Annotated in this window: 15 protein-coding genes; 14 read left to right on the top strand and 1 reads right to left on the bottom strand. The window is 47.2% G+C overall.

What is annotated here, in order from left to right:
• Position 1: 1 nt before the first annotated feature.
• Genes purQ through NLX78_RS18245 form a run of 4 tightly spaced genes read left to right on the top strand, consistent with a single transcriptional unit; the run spans position 2 to position 4,644 of the window.
• On the top strand, positions 2-691 hold the full coding sequence (purQ, locus tag NLX78_RS18260) for a phosphoribosylformylglycinamidine synthase subunit PurQ (protein ID WP_069291119.1): 690 nt from the start codon (positions 2-4) through the stop codon (positions 689-691).
• Positions 669-2,912 (top strand): phosphoribosylformylglycinamidine synthase subunit PurL, encoded by a 2,244-nt coding sequence (purL, locus tag NLX78_RS18255; RefSeq protein WP_254351189.1) that lies wholly within the window; start codon positions 669-671, stop codon positions 2,910-2,912. The genes purQ and purL overlap by 23 nt, the downstream gene beginning before the upstream one ends.
• Positions 2,897-4,378 (top strand): amidophosphoribosyltransferase, encoded by a 1,482-nt coding sequence (gene purF / locus NLX78_RS18250; protein ID WP_254351188.1) that lies wholly within the window; start codon positions 2,897-2,899, stop codon positions 4,376-4,378. The genes purL and purF overlap by 16 nt, the downstream gene beginning before the upstream one ends.
• The gene (locus tag NLX78_RS18245; RefSeq protein WP_254351187.1) at positions 4,375-4,644 is read left to right on the top strand and encodes a hypothetical protein; all 270 of its coding nucleotides are present in this window, start codon (positions 4,375-4,377) and stop codon (positions 4,642-4,644) included. The genes purF and NLX78_RS18245 overlap by 4 nt, the downstream gene beginning before the upstream one ends.
• Positions 4,645-4,714: 70 nt before the next feature.
• On the opposite strand, the gene NLX78_RS18240 is transcribed toward NLX78_RS18245, so the two are convergent.
• Entirely contained in the window at positions 4,715-5,038 is a 324-nt protein-coding gene (locus NLX78_RS18240) for a hypothetical protein (RefSeq protein WP_254351186.1), read from the bottom strand.
• 59 nt (positions 5,039-5,097) lie between these two features.
• Between NLX78_RS18240 and purM the strand changes: the two genes are divergently transcribed.
• The 10 genes from purM to NLX78_RS18190 all read left to right on the top strand — a co-directional run bounded on the left by purM (position 5,098) and on the right by NLX78_RS18190 (position 15,511).
• The gene (gene purM / locus NLX78_RS18235) at positions 5,098-6,138 is read left to right on the top strand and encodes a phosphoribosylformylglycinamidine cyclo-ligase (RefSeq protein ID WP_068938538.1); all 1,041 of its coding nucleotides are present in this window, start codon (positions 5,098-5,100) and stop codon (positions 6,136-6,138) included.
• Positions 6,138-6,752, top strand: a complete 615-nt coding sequence (gene purN / locus NLX78_RS18230; RefSeq protein WP_069012413.1) for a phosphoribosylglycinamide formyltransferase — start codon at positions 6,138-6,140, stop codon at positions 6,750-6,752. The genes purM and purN overlap by 1 nt, the downstream gene beginning before the upstream one ends.
• A gap of 130 nt (positions 6,753-6,882) precedes the next feature.
• Positions 6,883-8,430: a bifunctional phosphoribosylaminoimidazolecarboxamide formyltransferase/IMP cyclohydrolase gene (gene purH, locus NLX78_RS18225; protein ID WP_013308804.1), complete on the top strand. Its 1,548-nt coding sequence runs from the start codon at positions 6,883-6,885 to the stop codon at positions 8,428-8,430.
• A 70-nt stretch (positions 8,431-8,500) separates the two neighbouring features.
• Positions 8,501-9,766, top strand: coding sequence for a phosphoribosylamine--glycine ligase (gene purD, locus NLX78_RS18220; protein WP_250267466.1), 1,266 nt, complete (start codon positions 8,501-8,503; stop codon positions 9,764-9,766).
• 216 nt (positions 9,767-9,982) lie between these two features.
• Positions 9,983-10,444, top strand: coding sequence for a DinB family protein (locus NLX78_RS18215; protein WP_250259394.1), 462 nt, complete (start codon positions 9,983-9,985; stop codon positions 10,442-10,444).
• A gap of 402 nt (positions 10,445-10,846) precedes the next feature.
• Positions 10,847-11,425, top strand: coding sequence for a TetR/AcrR family transcriptional regulator (locus NLX78_RS18210; protein WP_254351185.1), 579 nt, complete (start codon positions 10,847-10,849; stop codon positions 11,423-11,425).
• 361 nt (positions 11,426-11,786) lie between these two features.
• Positions 11,787-12,488 (top strand): SDR family oxidoreductase, encoded by a 702-nt coding sequence (locus NLX78_RS18205; RefSeq protein WP_250259391.1) that lies wholly within the window; start codon positions 11,787-11,789, stop codon positions 12,486-12,488.
• Positions 12,485-13,270: an SDR family NAD(P)-dependent oxidoreductase gene (locus NLX78_RS18200; protein WP_250259389.1), complete on the top strand. Its 786-nt coding sequence runs from the start codon at positions 12,485-12,487 to the stop codon at positions 13,268-13,270. Before NLX78_RS18205 ends, NLX78_RS18200 begins: the two co-directional genes overlap by 4 nt.
• 49 nt (positions 13,271-13,319) lie before the next feature.
• Positions 13,320-14,402, top strand: a complete 1,083-nt coding sequence (locus NLX78_RS18195) for an alkene reductase (protein ID WP_250259388.1) — start codon at positions 13,320-13,322, stop codon at positions 14,400-14,402.
• Positions 14,403-14,488: 86 nt separating this feature from the next.
• Positions 14,489-15,511 (top strand): NADP-dependent oxidoreductase, encoded by a 1,023-nt coding sequence (locus NLX78_RS18190; protein WP_254351184.1) that lies wholly within the window; start codon positions 14,489-14,491, stop codon positions 15,509-15,511.
• Positions 15,512-15,670: the final 159 nt, after the last annotated feature.

Below are 15,670 nucleotides of genomic sequence, written 5' to 3'. Positions count from 1 at the left end.
CATGAAATTTGCAGTTCTGGTTTTTCCGGGCTCCAACTGTGATATTGACTGCTATAAGGCGGTAGAGGACACGGTCGGTGAACCTGTCGATTATGTTTGGCATACTGCGACGGATCTGTCGCCTTATGATTGTATTCTTGTTCCAGGAGGCTTCTCCTACGGGGATTACCTGCGTTGCGGTGCGATTTCCCGGTTTGCTCCGGTGATGAAGGAAGTTGCCAAAGCGGCTGCCGAGGGCAAATATATTTTAGGGATTTGCAACGGATTTCAAATTCTGACCGAAGCAGGGTTGTTGCCAGGGGCTTTACGCCGTAATCTGTCGATGAAATTCCTATGCCGGGATACGGTGTTGCAGGTTGCGAATAACCAAACACCTTTTACAAGAGATTATGCTGCTGGTGAAGAGATCATTATTCCGATCGCCCACGGTGAAGGCAACTATTACTGTGATGATGAGACGCTGGCTCGTTTGCAGGCGAACAATCAGATTGTATTTAAGTATAAAGATAATCCTAATGGTTCCATGACGGATATTGCAGGGATTTGTAATGAGCAAGGTAATGTGCTGGGCATGATGCCCCACCCGGAACGCGCGGTGGATGCATTGCTCGGGACGGATGATGGCAAACGTATGTTTACATCTATTTTGAACGCTTGGAGGGATCGACATGGCGCAGCAAGTGTCCGCTAAGGAACCGACGGCAGAGCAGGTTGCCGAACATAAACTGTATCAGCAGATGGGTGTATCGGACAGTGAATATGCGTTGATCTGTGAATTCATGGGACGTCAGCCCAATTATACGGAGATAGGCGTGTTCAGTGTCATGTGGTCAGAGCATTGTGCTTACAAAAACTCCAAGCCGTTGCTACGTCGTTTTCCAACGAGCGGTCCGCGAGTTCTGATGGGACCCGGCGAAGGCGCAGGCATTGTAGATATTGGTGACAACCAAGCGGTTGTATTTAAAATCGAAAGCCATAACCATCCGTCGGCTGTGGAGCCTTTTCAAGGGGCAGCGACTGGGGTAGGCGGTATCATCCGTGATATTTTCTCCATGGGTGCAAGACCAGTTGCGGTGTTGAACTCTCTGCGTTTTGGCAAGCTGGAGAGCGACCGTGTGAAATATTTGTTCGAGCATGTGGTATCTGGTATTGCGGGATACGGGAACTGTATCGGTATTCCGACTGTAGGTGGCGAGGTTGTATTTGATGAAAGCTACGAAGGCAATCCGCTCGTTAATGCAATGTGTGTCGGACTGATTGACCATGATAAAATCCAGCGTGGTGTTGCTAAAGGGGTCGGTAACCCGGTGTTCTACGTGGGGCCGCCGACAGGTCGTGATGGGATTCATGGAGCGACATTCGCATCGGTTGAGCTGACAGAAGAATCTGAAGCGAACCGGACTGCGGTTCAAGTAGGCGATCCTTTTATGGAGAAGCTGGTTATGGAATCATGTCTGGAATTGATCGACAGCGGTATTGTGCTGGGTATTCAGGATATGGGTGCCGCGGGACTTACCTGCTCCAGCGCGGAGATGGCGAGTAAGGCTGGCAACGGTCTGGAGCTGTATCTGGATCAGGTACCGCAGCGTGAAGAGGGCATGACACCTTATGAAATGATGCTGTCTGAATCACAGGAACGGATGCTGTTCGTAGTAGAGCCTAAGGATGAAGCACAGGCACTGGAAATTTTCGAGCGCTGGGGTGTTATTTGTGCAAAGGTCGGTAAAGTGACGGATGACGGTCGTTTGCGTTTGTTCCATCACAATGAAGTGGTCGGAGATATGCCAGTGACGGCGCTGGTTGACGAGTGTCCGATTTATGACAAGCCTTCCGAAGTCCCTGCTTATTATGAGCAAAATGCTGCTATTGACACACTTCGTTATGCAGAAGTGACGGATTTGAACGGTGCGTTGAAAAAGGTACTGTCATCACCAAGTGTAGCCAGTAAGAAATGGGTATACGAGCAGTATGACTACATGGTACGCACGAGTACAGCCGTTCGTCCGGGATCGGATGCAGCTGTTGTGACTGTACACGGAACTCGTAAGGGACTCGCCATGACGACAGATTGTAACGGACGTTATGTATACCTTGATCCAGAGGTAGGCGGACGGATTGCAGTTAGCGAAGCAGCGCGTAACATTGTATGCTCCGGCGGCGAGCCGTTGGCAATTACGGATAACCTGAACTTCGGTAACCCTGAAAAGCCAGATATTTTCTGGCAAATGGAAAAAGCCGTGGACGGTATGGCAGAAGCTTGCCGTATACTGGATACACCTGTCATCGGGGGCAATGTCAGCTTGTACAATGAAAATGCTAAAGGCTCCATCTATCCGACGCCTGTTGTCGGTATGGTAGGTTTGGTACATGATACAGATCATATTACGACACAAGGCTTCAAAGCCGAAGGCGATGTGATTTTTCTGGTGGGGGAAACGAAGGCTGAGCTAGGAGGCAGTGAGTTCCAAGCTGTCGTACACGGTGTATCCGAGGGACGCCCGCCTGAGCTGGATTTGAACGTAGAGAAAAAACTGCTGACTGCGGTACTGGGAGCGATTCAGGGCGGATTGGTACAATCTGCGCATGATTTGGCAGAGGGCGGATTGGCTGTAGCGCTTGCGGAATCTGGGATTAGCAGCGGATTGGGAGCACAGGTCAACGTAGAAACGACTTTGCGTCCTGACCATGCTTTGTTTAGCGAAAGCCAATCCCGTATTTTGTTATCTGCATCGCCGGATAAAGCGTCAGCTCTGGAAGCACATCTGCGTAGTTTGGAAGTGCCAGTTACTGTATTAGGAAAAGTTGAAGGATCACAATTGACAGTTGAGGTGAACGGACAACCCGCTTTGAATGAGGCAGTCGCCAGTTTGAAGCAAATCTGGGAGGATGTCATTCCATGTCTGATGAAATAACAGCACGGACGTTGTGGACTGGAGATTATTATAATGAAGGCTCTGGTAAAGAGGGGCTGTTTGATAAATTAAAAGAGGAATGCGGTGTGTTTGGAGTGTATAGGCACTCCGATGCCGCTTCCCTAGCATATTACGGATTGCATGCACTCCAGCATCGCGGGGAGGAAAGTGCAGGCATCTGTGTGAGCAGTGGCGACGAGTTCCATTATCATCGTGGAATGGGGCTTGTAAAAGAAGTATTCAATAAAGATTTGATGGCTTCGCTGACAGGCGATATTGCCATAGGACATGTGCGCTACTCGACAAGTGGAGACAGTAAGCTAACGAATGCACAGCCTTTGGTGTTCAAGTATCGTGATGGCGATCTAGCGGTAGCTACGAACGGGAATATTGTGAATGCTTTGCAAATCCGGCATGAGCTGGAGCAGGGCGGGTCTATTTTTCAAACGACCAGCGATACAGAAGTAGTGGCGCATTTGATCGCACGATCATCCAAGGATTTAGTGGAGGCCGCGAAAGATGCATTGAAGCGTATTGTCGGCGGATTTGCCTTTCTGATTATGACCAACGATAAATTGCTGGTCGCCTCTGATCCCAATGGCTTGCGTCCGTTGACGATGGGCAGATTAGGTGATGCATATTTGTTTGCTTCTGAAACCTGTGCTTTGGAAACGATTGGGGCAGAGCTGTTGCGCGATATCGAGCCGGGTGAACTGTTGGTGTTGGACAAAAATGGTCTGCACGAAGACCGTTACAGTGAAGGCAAGCATCGTAAAGCACTGTGCGCGATGGAATATATTTATTTTGCCCGTCCTGACAGTGATTTGAATGGTTCCAATCTTCATGCTGCGCGCAAGAGAATGGGTAGCCAGATGGCGCTGGAAGCTTTTGTCGATGCGGATCTGGTGACAGGAGTGCCGGATTCCAGTATTTCGGCTGCGATTGGTTATGCTGAACAGACAGGTATTCCTTATGAGCTGGGTATGATTAAAAATAAATACACTGGACGTACCTTCATTCAGCCGAGTCAGGAGCTACGCGAGCAGGGTGTGAAAATGAAGCTGAGCGCTGTACGACGTGTTGTTGAAGGTAAACGAGTCATTATGATCGACGATTCTATTGTCCGGGGCACTACATCCCGCCGAATCGTGAATATGTTGCGGGATGCAGGGGCACTGGAGGTACATGTACGTATTACCTCACCGCCTTTCAAAAACCCGTGCTTCTATGGCATCGACACACCGGATCGCCGAGAACTGATCGCTTCGTCCAAAACCGTCGAGGAAATTCGTGAGGAAATTAACGCCGATTCGCTTTACTTTATGAGCGCCGAAGGTTTGATTGCCGCTGTAGGTGGATATAACGAACAGGATTACAAAGGCGGCTTGTGCCTAGCCTGTTTCGATAATGATTACCCGACTCAGGTAGATTTCAAAGGTGAAGAAAAGTTAGGATGTAGTTGTTGAGAAAAGGGAACAAAAGAGGCACAGTGGTGCATGGCAGGAATGGGGATGGTGGTTCTGAGGGGGCACTCCGCGTGTGGAAGGTTCTTCCGATCGCTGTTGCCGCTGGATTCCTGGATTGGAATAACCCCTTAGAGGGTTGGAATCCAGCGGCAAAGGCGAACGCTTCGCTTCTCCAGAATCCTTCCACCCGCTCCGTTCCTCAGATGTGCAGCATTTTGCAGCAGTGCCTGTACCTCTTTGGTTCCCACCGGGAAGAGGATAGGTAAGGTCGTTAAAAACTCATGGCATAACTATTTCATGCCATGAGTTTTTAACGGAGCGGTGACTCATAAAAAGTCACCCTGCTCTTATAAGGTTGAGCCAGCGAAGCTCAACAGCAGGCAAGGCGAAGCTGCCTGCCTCAAAGGGCAAAGAAGCGAGCCGCTCGTAGGCGCCGTTCACTTCTTGCCCGGCACGTCCCCGCCTTTGCGAAGCAAACAGCCCGGGACGTGCCCGCCGCCGTGAAGGCGGCCACGCACCAAAGCGTGTCTTTGTGAATTGCGGGAATGACCCGCAATTCACAAAGGACAACACGCGACTCACAGCACGAACCAACCACCAAGCAGCACCCAACCTACACATCTGACCGATTCTTGAGGGGTCCAGGGGGAGCAGCCCCATGGAATCCTCCCTACTAGGGAGGACTTAGGAGGGTCAATCATTTGAAGGAGTGTTCATGAATGTCCGAAGCATACAAAAACGCAGGGGTAGATATCGCTGCCGGTAATGAAGCAGTAGAACGGATGAAAAAGCACGTTAAACGTACCTTCCGTCCCGAAGTGCTGACGGACTTGGGCGGATTCGGTGCATTGTTCGGCCTGAATAAGGATAAGTACGAGGAGCCTGTACTCGTTTCCGGTACCGATGGTGTCGGCACGAAGCTAAAGCTTGCTTTCGCAATGGATCGTCATGACACCATTGGTATTGACGCGGTTGCGATGTGTGTAAACGACATTGTCGTCGGGGGAGCGGAGCCACTCTTTTTTCTGGATTACCTCGCTTGTGACAAGGTTGTGCCCGAGAAAATTGAAGCTATAGTCGCTGGAATCGCAGAGGGATGCCATCAATCGGGCTGTGCGCTGGTCGGCGGTGAAACCGCAGAAATGCCAGGCATGTACAGCGAGGGTGAATATGATATTGCCGGATTCACTGTCGGCATTGTAGATAAAAGCAAAATCATCAACGGCAGCTCCATTGCTCCCGGAGACACAGTGATCGGTCTGGCCTCCAGTGGAGTTCACAGTAACGGCTTCTCACTGGTGCGCAAGCTATTATTGGAACAGCAGGGCTATGATTTGCATGAAGAAATCGAAGGCTTGAACGGCAAACTGGGCGATGTACTGCTGGAGCCGACGAAAATTTACGTGAAATCCGTTTTGGCATTACTGGACAAGGTAAAAGTAAAAGGTATGGCGCATATCACAGGTGGCGGTTTTATTGAAAATATCCCTAGAGTGTTACCGGATCACGTCAATGTGGATATAGAATACGGCACTTGGCCGATTTTGCCAATCTTCCAGCTCATGCAGGAAAAAGGCGCAATCTCCAACAAAGACATGTTCACAACCTTTAATATGGGAATTGGGATGGTAATCGTTGTAGGCGAAGAGCATGCACAGACTGCACTGGAAGTTCTGAAGGAACAGGGCGAAGCCGCATATGTGATCGGAAAAGTAACGGAAGGCAGTTCTATCGTGACCTTTACGGGAGCAGAGGTGTAATGAACGAGTACCGGATTGCTGTTTTTGCATCAGGCGAAGGGACGAATTTTCAGTCATTGGTGGATGCGGCTGCGCGAGGAGAACTGGGCGGCGCCTCGGTAGAATTGCTTATCTGTGACAAGCCTGCGGCTCCTGCCGTAGCTAGAGCCCAGAAAGCTGGAATTGCGTGCCATACTTTTCGACCCAAGGAATATCCTTCTCGAGAAGACTATGAGCGTGAATTGGTGGCTTTACTGGAGCAGAAATCGATTGATCTCATCGTGTTAGCTGGCTACATGCGTTTGCTATCCAGCGTCATGGTCGATGCCTACGCAGGAAAAATTATTAATATTCATCCGTCACTACTTCCGGCATTTCCAGGGAAAGATGCTGTTGGACAGGCATTGACCTATGGGGTCAAGGTAAGTGGCGTCACCGTTCATTTTGTGGACGGGGGCATGGACACGGGAGCCATTATTGCCCAGCGTGTCGTGGAAGTTGACGACCATGATACAGCGGAATCCTTATCCGCAGCCATTCAATCCGTGGAACGTCAGCTATATCCAGAGGTAGTTGGCAAATTGGCCCAAGGTAAAATTCAATTAAATGGTCGCAAAGTGATTTCACTTCTCTAAGAATGATTGTAATTTGTCATATCATTGTCATATCAAGGATGCTGTACAGGCATTTTCCGATATTTCTCGGGAAATAAAATGATAAAAGAGAATTTTGCAAAATTCTGAAAGAGCTAAAGGAGGAGACAGGGTGAGTATTAAAAGAGCGCTCGTCAGCGTATCGGATAAGCGGGGGATCGTGGAATTTTGCCGCGAGTTGTCCAAATTGGGTGTGGAGATCGTTTCGACAGGGGGAACGAGCAGCTTGTTGTCGAAGGAGGGCATTCCCGTCATCGGTATTTCAGAGGTAACGGGTTTTCCTGAAATTATGGATGGACGTGTTAAAACACTCCACCCTGCGGTACACAGCGGCTTGCTGGCTGTTCGGGATAATGAAGAGCATCAGCGTCAGATGAAAGAACTTGGATTGGGTTATATTGATCTGGTCGTTGTGAATCTGTATCCTTTTGCGGAAACGATCGCCAAACCCGGTGTAACTTATGAGGACGCGATTGAAAATATCGACATCGGCGGTCCAACGATGCTTCGTTCTGCGGCAAAAAATCATGCTTTTGTCAGTGTGGTAGTCGATGCTGATGACTATAGCACAGTGTTGGAGGAGATCCGTAAGGATGGCGATACGGAACTGAATACCCGTAAGCGTTTGGCCGCAAAAGTTTTCCGTCATACGGCGTCATACGACGCTTTGATATCCGATTATTTGTCGAATGTGACAGGCGAGCCGTTGCCTGAGCGTTACACTGTAACCTATGAAAAAATTCAGGATTTGCGTTATGGCGAAAATCCACATCAGCAGGCGGCATTTTACCGTGAGCCATTGGCGGCAAAGGGTACGCTGACAACAGCGAAACAACTTCACGGCAAAGAGCTGTCTTACAATAACATCAATGATGCTAATGCCGCTTTGCAAATCGTCAAAGAATTCAGCGAACCTACCGTAGTAGCAGTTAAGCATATGAATCCTTGCGGTGTGGGAATTGGCGGAAGTATTTATGAAGCGTACAGCAAGGCGTATGCAGCTGATCCAACCTCGATTTTCGGTGGCATCGTAGCGGCTAATCGGATTATTGATGGTGATACAGCGAATAAACTGAGTGAGATCTTTTTGGAAATTGTACTGGCACCGGGCTTTACGAAAGAAGCATTGGAGATTTTAACGAAAAAGAAAAATATTCGCTTGCTTGATCTGGGTGAGCTTTCCCGGTCTGAACAGGCAGAGAGCCGTTTCGTCGTGACTTCCATTGAAGGGGGTATGGTAGTTCAGCAAAATGACATTCACGCTGTAGACTCGGATGCACTTACAGTTGTAACAGAGCGGGCACCATCCGAGGAAGAACTGAAACAGCTTTTGTTTAGCTGGAAAGTGGTTAAGCATGTGAAATCCAACGCCATCGTACTGGCGGCAGATAATATGACCATTGGCGTAGGCGCAGGACAAATGAACCGTGTCGGTGCGGCCAAGATTGCTATCGAGCAGGCCGGTGACAAAGCAAAAGGTGCCGTACTGGCATCCGATGCATTTTTCCCGATGGGCGATACGTTGGAGTTGGCAGCTAAAGCAGGCATCACAGCAGTTATTCAGCCGGGCGGCTCCATCAAAGACGAAGAGTCCATCAAGGTTGCTAACGAATACGGCATTGCCATGGTCTTTACAGGCGTACGTCATTTCAAGCACTAACTTGTATGAGTTGAGGATGCAGCAGCATTTTCACCTGAACAATCTTAATGGGAGCGGAGGAATCACCTGAATGGATATTTTGGTTGTCGGAGGGGGCGGCCGCGAACATGCAATTGTATGGGCGCTGAAGAAAAGCCCCAAGGCTGGGCAAATCTATTGCGCACCAGGCAATGCTGGTATCGGACAGTTAGCGGAGTGCGTGCCGATTCCGGTGAGTGACTTTGACGCGCTAACAGAGCTGGCGGAATCCAAAAAGGTAGGACTTGTCGTGGTTGGTCCCGATGATCCGCTGGCAGATGGTATTGTGGATGCTTTTGAAGCGAAAGGCATTCCAGTATTCGGACCGCGTAAAAATGCAGCGGAAATTGAAGGTAGCAAAATCTTCATGAAGGATTTGCTTCATAAATATCATATTCCGACAGCAACCTATCGCAAGTTTTATACTTATGAGGAAGCATATGCATACTTGAAGGAACAACCGATTCCGGTTGTCATTAAGGCAGACGGACTCGCGGCAGGTAAAGGGGTAACGGTCGCTTACTCGATGGAGGAAGCGGAAAAGGCTCTCTCCGACATTATGGTGACCAAGGTGTTTGGTGAAGCCGGGGCACAGGTCGTGATCGAGGAGTTTCTGGCTGGCCAGGAAATGTCGATTCTCTCCTTTGTCGACGGTGAAACGGTTCGTCCGATGGCCGCGGCCCAAGACCACAAGCCCATTTTTGATGGTGACAAAGGGCCGAATACAGGTGGCATGGGTACGTATTCTCCGTTGCCTCACATAGCCAATTCTATTATTGAGGAAGCTATTGAGACGATTATTAAGCCGACGGCCAAGGCCATGGTTGCTGAAGGGCGTCCATTCCGAGGTGTATTATTTGCCGGATTGATGATTTCGCCGGATGGCAAGCCAAAGACCATTGAGTTTAATGCACGTTTCGGTGATCCGGAAACTCAAGTGGTTCTGCCTCGTTTAAAATCCGATCTGCTCGATATTTTTCTTGCTGCTATAAATGGCACGCTGGATCAGGTGGAGATCGAGTGGAAGGATGAAGCGGCGGTATGTGTGGTGCTGGCATCTGGAGGTTATCCTGGAGCTTACGCTAAAGGTGTACCTATCCACGGATTGGAACAGGTAGACGAAGCTATCGTGTTCCATGCTGGAACGGGCATCAACGAACAGGGCGAGTGGGTAACGAACGGCGGACGTGTATTAGGTGTGGTCGGCTTGGGACGTGATATTGCCGGGGCACGGAACAAAGCTTACGAACAGGCGGATCGTATTACCTTTGAAGGTAAACAAAACCGTACGGACATTGCGTCAAAAGCATTGCTGTAGCAGCGATATAAAGGAAAAAGAGAACCCCTGTGGAGGTTCTCTTTTTGTTCAAAGGAAATAAAGTTGTAGACTGAGAAAATAAAGCGTTTTCTTAGTGCTTAGATTACAGCAACAAGGAATTCACCCAAAAAAGGTTGTTTTAGTTCATTCACATGATTAAACTAACGGTTAATAGTAGGTTCAAGTAATCGATGAGACGAAGAGGGGGAAACCGAAATGAAGACGATCAAGTGCATGATGGACCACCTGTACTGGGCGGACGGACGCATCTTGGACGCACTCGAGGAGAGTGAGACGAAGAACAAGGACCTTCTGAAGCTGGTTCGGCACGTCGCGGTCGCGGAACGAGTCTGGCTGTCCCGATTGCAGGGCAAGGGTAGCGCGCAATATTCGTTGTGGGAGGAAGCAGAAGACCTGACGACGATTCGGACGATGTTCGAAGAAAACGCCGAACAATACCGCGTCTATATCGAAGGGCTCGAGGAATCCGAGTTGGACGAGATGATCGACTATGCGAACCAGAGCGGGGTTCCGTTCCGAACGTCCGTCCGGGACATCCTGTCGCAGGTCCTCTTACATGGGCAATATCACCGGGGACAGATCAACCGGGCGCTTCGGATCGAATCGGCAGAGCCTGTCCAAATCGATTACATCACGTTCGCGAGGCTCAGAGCCTAATAATCACCATTACTCGGAATGGGATTGACATTGAACGACGGTATGATAGCTCAACAAATTGCTTTTACCATATAAGAACAATATGCTAATGTATATTAGCAGACGATGATATTTTATAAGTGATAAGAACCTACACTGCCTTATTTAGGATCAAAGAGAGCCCATACCCTTATAAATTGGAAAATTAATTTACCTTCCAAATACGGTTATGGGCTTATTTACTTTTCATAAGCACTACATTAGACTGCCGGTAATTGTTTAAGCTAACGGGCAGGGGAGTTACAATATGTAGAATTGTATGATAACCAACTCGATGGAAATATTATGTCATTCAAAAAGAGCATAACGATTCTTTACTGATCGTTCTCAATATGTTATATTAATTGAGGGAGGGAGATGGGAATGGCGAGAAGCAAGGAGTTTGAAGAGAAAGAAGTCTTGGATAAGGCGATGCGGCTCTTTTGGGAGCAGGGGTACGAGAAAACGTCCATGACCGAGTTGGTTGAGCATATGGGTATTCATCGAAGAAGCTTGTATGATACTTTTGGAGATAAGCATAGTCTGTTCCTGAAAGCGATGGATCGGTTTGACGACAAAATCATCGCCGCGCTTGCAGGAGGGGTTAAAGGATCAAAGACCGCATCGGAGGCATTACAGTTTATTTTTAGCTTCATGATCGACGGGGATGAGGACTCGCCAGCCGGATGCTTAATGGTGAATTCGGCCGTAGAATTGGCGGCGCGCGACGTCGAGGTGGACAACAAGGCCACGAAAGCATTCACGACAGCAGAGCAATTGCTCAAGGAGATTATTCTTTGGGGACAGCGTGAAGGTGAATTCACCTTCACATACAATGCTGAGGAATTGGCGGAATACCTGCATAATGTATGGATTGGGTTAAGGGTAATGGCAAGAACCTCGGCTTCCAGAGAAAAGCTTCACCGTATTACTCATATTTCGATGAAGCTCCTTGAAGAATAAGGGTAGTTGTGGTAGTCAGTTCAGATGTGAAGTGTTCCTTCTGCTAATCCATGCTCTTTGCGATCGAGTTATCTTACGCTTAATTTAGAATGAACATTCTAAAAACGCCGAAAGAAGCTCTAAAGCATAGTTTACAATGAAGTTTATCAGCGCAGTTAAAACAACAAACAACACAACACATAAAAACAACAGAGTAAGGCACTCAGTATTTTTTTTAACGATTTTGAGAATGAACGTTCTCGTTAGAAAACAAGTATCGAGTAAAACTCGCTTACCGTAATTACTACGTATCAAAACGCAGACCAAATAGCTTCAAGAAAACAATTTCATAAACAAAATACAATAAAAGGAGCACATGAAAATGAATATTTCTCAACAAGTTGTATTTGTCACTGGCGCGAACCGAGGTTTTGGTCGCCATCTTGCCCTTGAACTTCTATCCAGAGGGGCTAAGGTGTATGCCGGAGCAAGAAATCCGCAGTCCATTGACATTCCCGGTGCAATTCCTGTAAAGCTTGATATTACGAACCCTCAAGAGGTAGCGGCAGCTGCTATGGCCGCTCAAGATGTTACGCTTCTGATCAACAATGCAGGCTCGGCTACAGGAGCTACTTTGCTTGACGGTGATCTCGATCAAATACAGTTGGAATTTAATACGCACTTCTTTGGCACATTATCCATGATTCGCAATTTCGCACCTATTCTTATTAATAATGGTGGGGGATCCATACTGAATATCCTTTCCGCATTATCATGGTTCAGTAGTGGCGGGAGTGAAGGCGCTTATTCGGCTGCAAAGGCGGCTGCGTGGGCAATGACGAACGAGTTGCGCTTAAATCTGTATCCTCAAAATGTGAGAGTAGCTGGCTTGCATGTGGGCTTTATGGATACAGACATGACGTCAGGCGTTGAAGCTCCGAAGTCCAACCCTGCTGATATTGCAAAAATTGCAATTGATGGAATAGAGTCCGATAGCTTTGAAATTCTTGCTGATGAACCGAGCCGTCAACTCCAGCGTGCTCTCGCTGGCGGTGTAGCTGCTATTTACCCACAGCTTAAATGATGAGCAAAACTGTACTAATTACCGGAGTGTCGGGCGGAATTGGAAAAGAGCTGGCGGATCGTTTCGCCAAAGACGGATACGATTTGGTGCTGGTCGCACGCAGCGAGGACAAGCTCGTGGATCTCGCGAGGGAATATCGGAAAAAGTACCGTGTCCAAACGACATACATCGCCAAAGATGTTGCATTACCTGGCGTGGCAGAGGAAATCTACAGGGAGCTTAAAGAAAAAGGGATCACCGTCGACTTTCTTGTTAATAATGCGGGCTTCGGCTTGTACGGGGAATTCTTGGAGACACAGTTGGAGCAAGAGATGAATATGATCGACATTAATATCAAGGCTCTGACTGTAATGACTAAGGTGTTCTTACCGGATATGGTCAAAAGGCAGCAAGGGGGCGTGCTGAATGTGGCTTCGTTGGTGGCTTTTTTTCCTGGACCACTGATGGCAGTTTACTATGCGACAAAAGCGTACGTACTATCGTTCACTGAGGCTTTGGAGAATGAGCTGCGCGGCACAGGCGTGACTGTGTCCGCACTCTGTCCGGGAGCGACAGCGACTGGCTTTGTCGATCGTGCTGGGCTAGCCACCTCAAAGCTGTTTAGAAGCGGCGTCATGGAGGTTGGGCAGGTGGCTGACATAGGATATCGCGAATTCTTGCGGGGCAAGACTTTAATCATAACAGGGGGGCGCAACAAGTTCATGGCGTTCTTGCCGCGGTTGCTGCCTCGCAAGCTCATGACAAATGCGGTCAGATCCGCACAGGCTAAAGTGGAGCGATAATCGAAAGACATTGGAGTTAATAAACTCAATTCAAAGAGGGGGTTTTAAAATGGAAAAACTGTGGAGCAAAACGAAAATTGGCAACCTGGAATTACCCCATCGGTTAGCGATGGCACCAATGACACGTAGTAGAGCGCAAGAGGATGGTACGCCGGGAGAGCTAACTTCCCATTATTATGCTCAAAGAGCATCGACGGGTTTAATTATTACTGAAGGCACACAACCTTCTGATGATGGTCAAGGTTACTTAAGGTCACCGGGCATCTATACGGAAAAGCATATTGAAGGTTGGAAAAAGGTTACGGATGCGGTACATGAAGAAGGTGGATTTATATTTATCCAATTAATGCATGTCGGTCGTGTTTCGCACCCCGACAATACACCACATCATCGTCAACCCGTTGCACCATCTGCGATCGCACCGGGTGTAGAAATGTTTACGGCTAAAGGGATGCAGGAAATACCCGTTCCAAGAGAGTTAAGTGAAGAAAATATCCAGACGACAATTGCAGACTTCCGGAAAGCAGCAGCGGCAGCTATTAAAGCAGGAGCCGACGGCGTTGAAATTCATGGAGCAAATGGTTATCTGATTAATCAATTTATTGGGGAGAATTCTAATATACGATCGGATAAATACGGTGGATCGATAGAGAACCGTGCTCGCTTTGCAATTGAAGTAACGAAAGCAATCGTTGAAGAAATTGGAGCAGAACGAACAGGCTTCCGTATTTCGCCGGGAACACCTCTTAACGGAATTGATGAGGGCGAACACGGTCTTGAAGTTTATCTTCACCTTGTAAAAGAATTAGCTCAATATAATTTAGCTTACCTCCATGTTATGCATTTAGGGAACGAAACACTGCTCCGTGAAATTCGCAACATCTGGCCAAATCCATTATTAGTCAATAGAGCTGGACGGGCTCTAGAAGATCTTAGTGTAGATATTGATAATGGCCTTGCTGATATGGCGCCAGTCGGGGTATGGTCATTAGCTAATCCGGACTTAGTTGAACGTCTTAAAGAAGGCTTTCCTTTGAATGAAGCAGATCGTAAAACATTGTACTCTGGTAACGGAAGCGAGGGTTACACAGATTATCCTACGATGAAAGAACTTCAATCTCAACATCAGTAAAGAATAACATGGATATTGCTTTATGATGGCGTACAAGTTAAAGTACGCCATCAATTTTTCCAATAAACGAATGTGGAATAAGATAAATGAGAAAAGGAGAAGATGAAGAATTGAAAGCTGCGCAAATGCAAAAATATTCAAAACAAATCCAATTAGAGATAAACAATATAAAAATACCGGAAATCAATAACCATGAGGTTCTTATCAAAGTAAAAGCTGCAGGTGTAAATCCCTTAGACATTCTTATTTTAAATGGTAGTATTCGCATGATTGCCGATTATGACTTCCCTTTAACTTTAGGAAACGAACTATCCGGCGTTATTGAGGCTGTTGGAAAAGATGTTGTGAAATTCAAGGTTGGAGATCCCGTTTATACGAGGCTGCCAATAAATAAAATCGGAGCTTTTGCTGAGTATGCGGCAGTCCATGAGGATGCGATTTCCGTTATGCCTAAAAATCTTTCTTTTATTGAGGCCGCCGCGGCACCCCTCACGGCTTTGACTGCATATCAAGCCTTGCATGATGTACTTCATGTTCAACCCGATAAAAAACTATTTATTTCTGGAGGAACCGGCGGCTTTGGTACAATGGCTATCCCGATTGCCAAATCGATGGGGTTATATGTGATTACGAGCGGCAGTGAAAGAGGGAGATCACGAACACTGTCCATCGGCGCTGATCAATTCATTAACTATAAAGAGGAAAATTATTTTGATTTGCTATCTAATATCGATTATGTTATCGATACATTGGGGGCAAAAGAAATTAAAACGGAACTTGCTATTCTCAAACCTCAAGGGAAATTGGTATCATTGAAGGCTTTACCCAATTACCGCTTTGCTGCTGAAAATAACTTTCCAATATGGAAAAAGCTATTGTTTGGTTTAGTAGGTGCTCGTTTAGATCGATTAGCAGTTAAACAGAATAAAGAATATCGCTTCTTATTCGTGTCCGCTAATGGCAGGCAATTACAAAAACTGACGAAACTAGTTGAGGATGAAGATATTAAGCCCGCTATAGATTCAGTTTATAATTTTGATGACATTAACATGGCTTTAAATAAAGTTTCTACTGGCCACTCCGAAGGAAAAGTGATAGTAACCTTCTAAGGAGAGGATATATGAATTTTGGAAATACGCTCGAAAGGTGCCTTGGCATAATACCACATTCACGCTTCGTAGCATGGAGCAGCAAAACTTTATTTTCTTCTGACACTTTTTTCTTTGACAAAAGTATACTTATCCTATAGGATTAAAAATACAAAACTG

Origin of the sequence: Paenibacillus sp. Lou8.1, from assembly GCF_024213565.1 — a bacterium.
Lineage (GTDB): Bacteria > Bacillota > Bacilli > Paenibacillales > Paenibacillaceae > Paenibacillus > Paenibacillus polymyxa_B.
The sequence above is the reverse complement of the archived record's forward strand: the minus strand, read 5'-3'. Positions and strand labels throughout refer to the sequence as shown.

Excerpts from the sequence above, each read along its gene's own strand:
- purQ (WP_069291119.1), top strand. The coding sequence starts at position 2 with ATGAAATTTGCAGTTCTGGTTTTTCCGGGCTCCAACTGTGATATTGAC.
- purL (WP_254351189.1), top strand. The coding sequence starts at position 669 with ATGGCGCAGCAAGTGTCCGCTAAGGAACCGACGGCAGAGCAGGTTGCC.
- purF (WP_254351188.1), top strand. The coding sequence starts at position 2,897 with ATGTCTGATGAAATAACAGCACGGACGTTGTGGACTGGAGATTATTAT.
- NLX78_RS18240 (WP_254351186.1), bottom strand. The coding sequence starts at position 5,038 with ATGGGGCTGCTCCCCCTGGACCCCTCAAGAATCGGTCAGATGTGTAGG.
- purM (WP_068938538.1), top strand. The coding sequence starts at position 5,098 with ATGTCCGAAGCATACAAAAACGCAGGGGTAGATATCGCTGCCGGTAAT.
- purN (WP_069012413.1), top strand. The coding sequence starts at position 6,138 with ATGAACGAGTACCGGATTGCTGTTTTTGCATCAGGCGAAGGGACGAAT.
- purD (WP_250267466.1), top strand. The coding sequence starts at position 8,501 with ATGGATATTTTGGTTGTCGGAGGGGGCGGCCGCGAACATGCAATTGTA.
- NLX78_RS18215 (WP_250259394.1), top strand. The coding sequence starts at position 9,983 with ATGAAGACGATCAAGTGCATGATGGACCACCTGTACTGGGCGGACGGA.
- NLX78_RS18210 (WP_254351185.1), top strand. The coding sequence starts at position 10,847 with ATGGCGAGAAGCAAGGAGTTTGAAGAGAAAGAAGTCTTGGATAAGGCG.
- NLX78_RS18205 (WP_250259391.1), top strand. The coding sequence starts at position 11,787 with ATGAATATTTCTCAACAAGTTGTATTTGTCACTGGCGCGAACCGAGGT.
- NLX78_RS18200 (WP_250259389.1), top strand. The coding sequence starts at position 12,485 with ATGATGAGCAAAACTGTACTAATTACCGGAGTGTCGGGCGGAATTGGA.
- NLX78_RS18195 (WP_250259388.1), top strand. The coding sequence starts at position 13,320 with ATGGAAAAACTGTGGAGCAAAACGAAAATTGGCAACCTGGAATTACCC.
- NLX78_RS18190 (WP_254351184.1), top strand. The coding sequence starts at position 14,489 with ATGAGAAAAGGAGAAGATGAAGAATTGAAAGCTGCGCAAATGCAAAAA.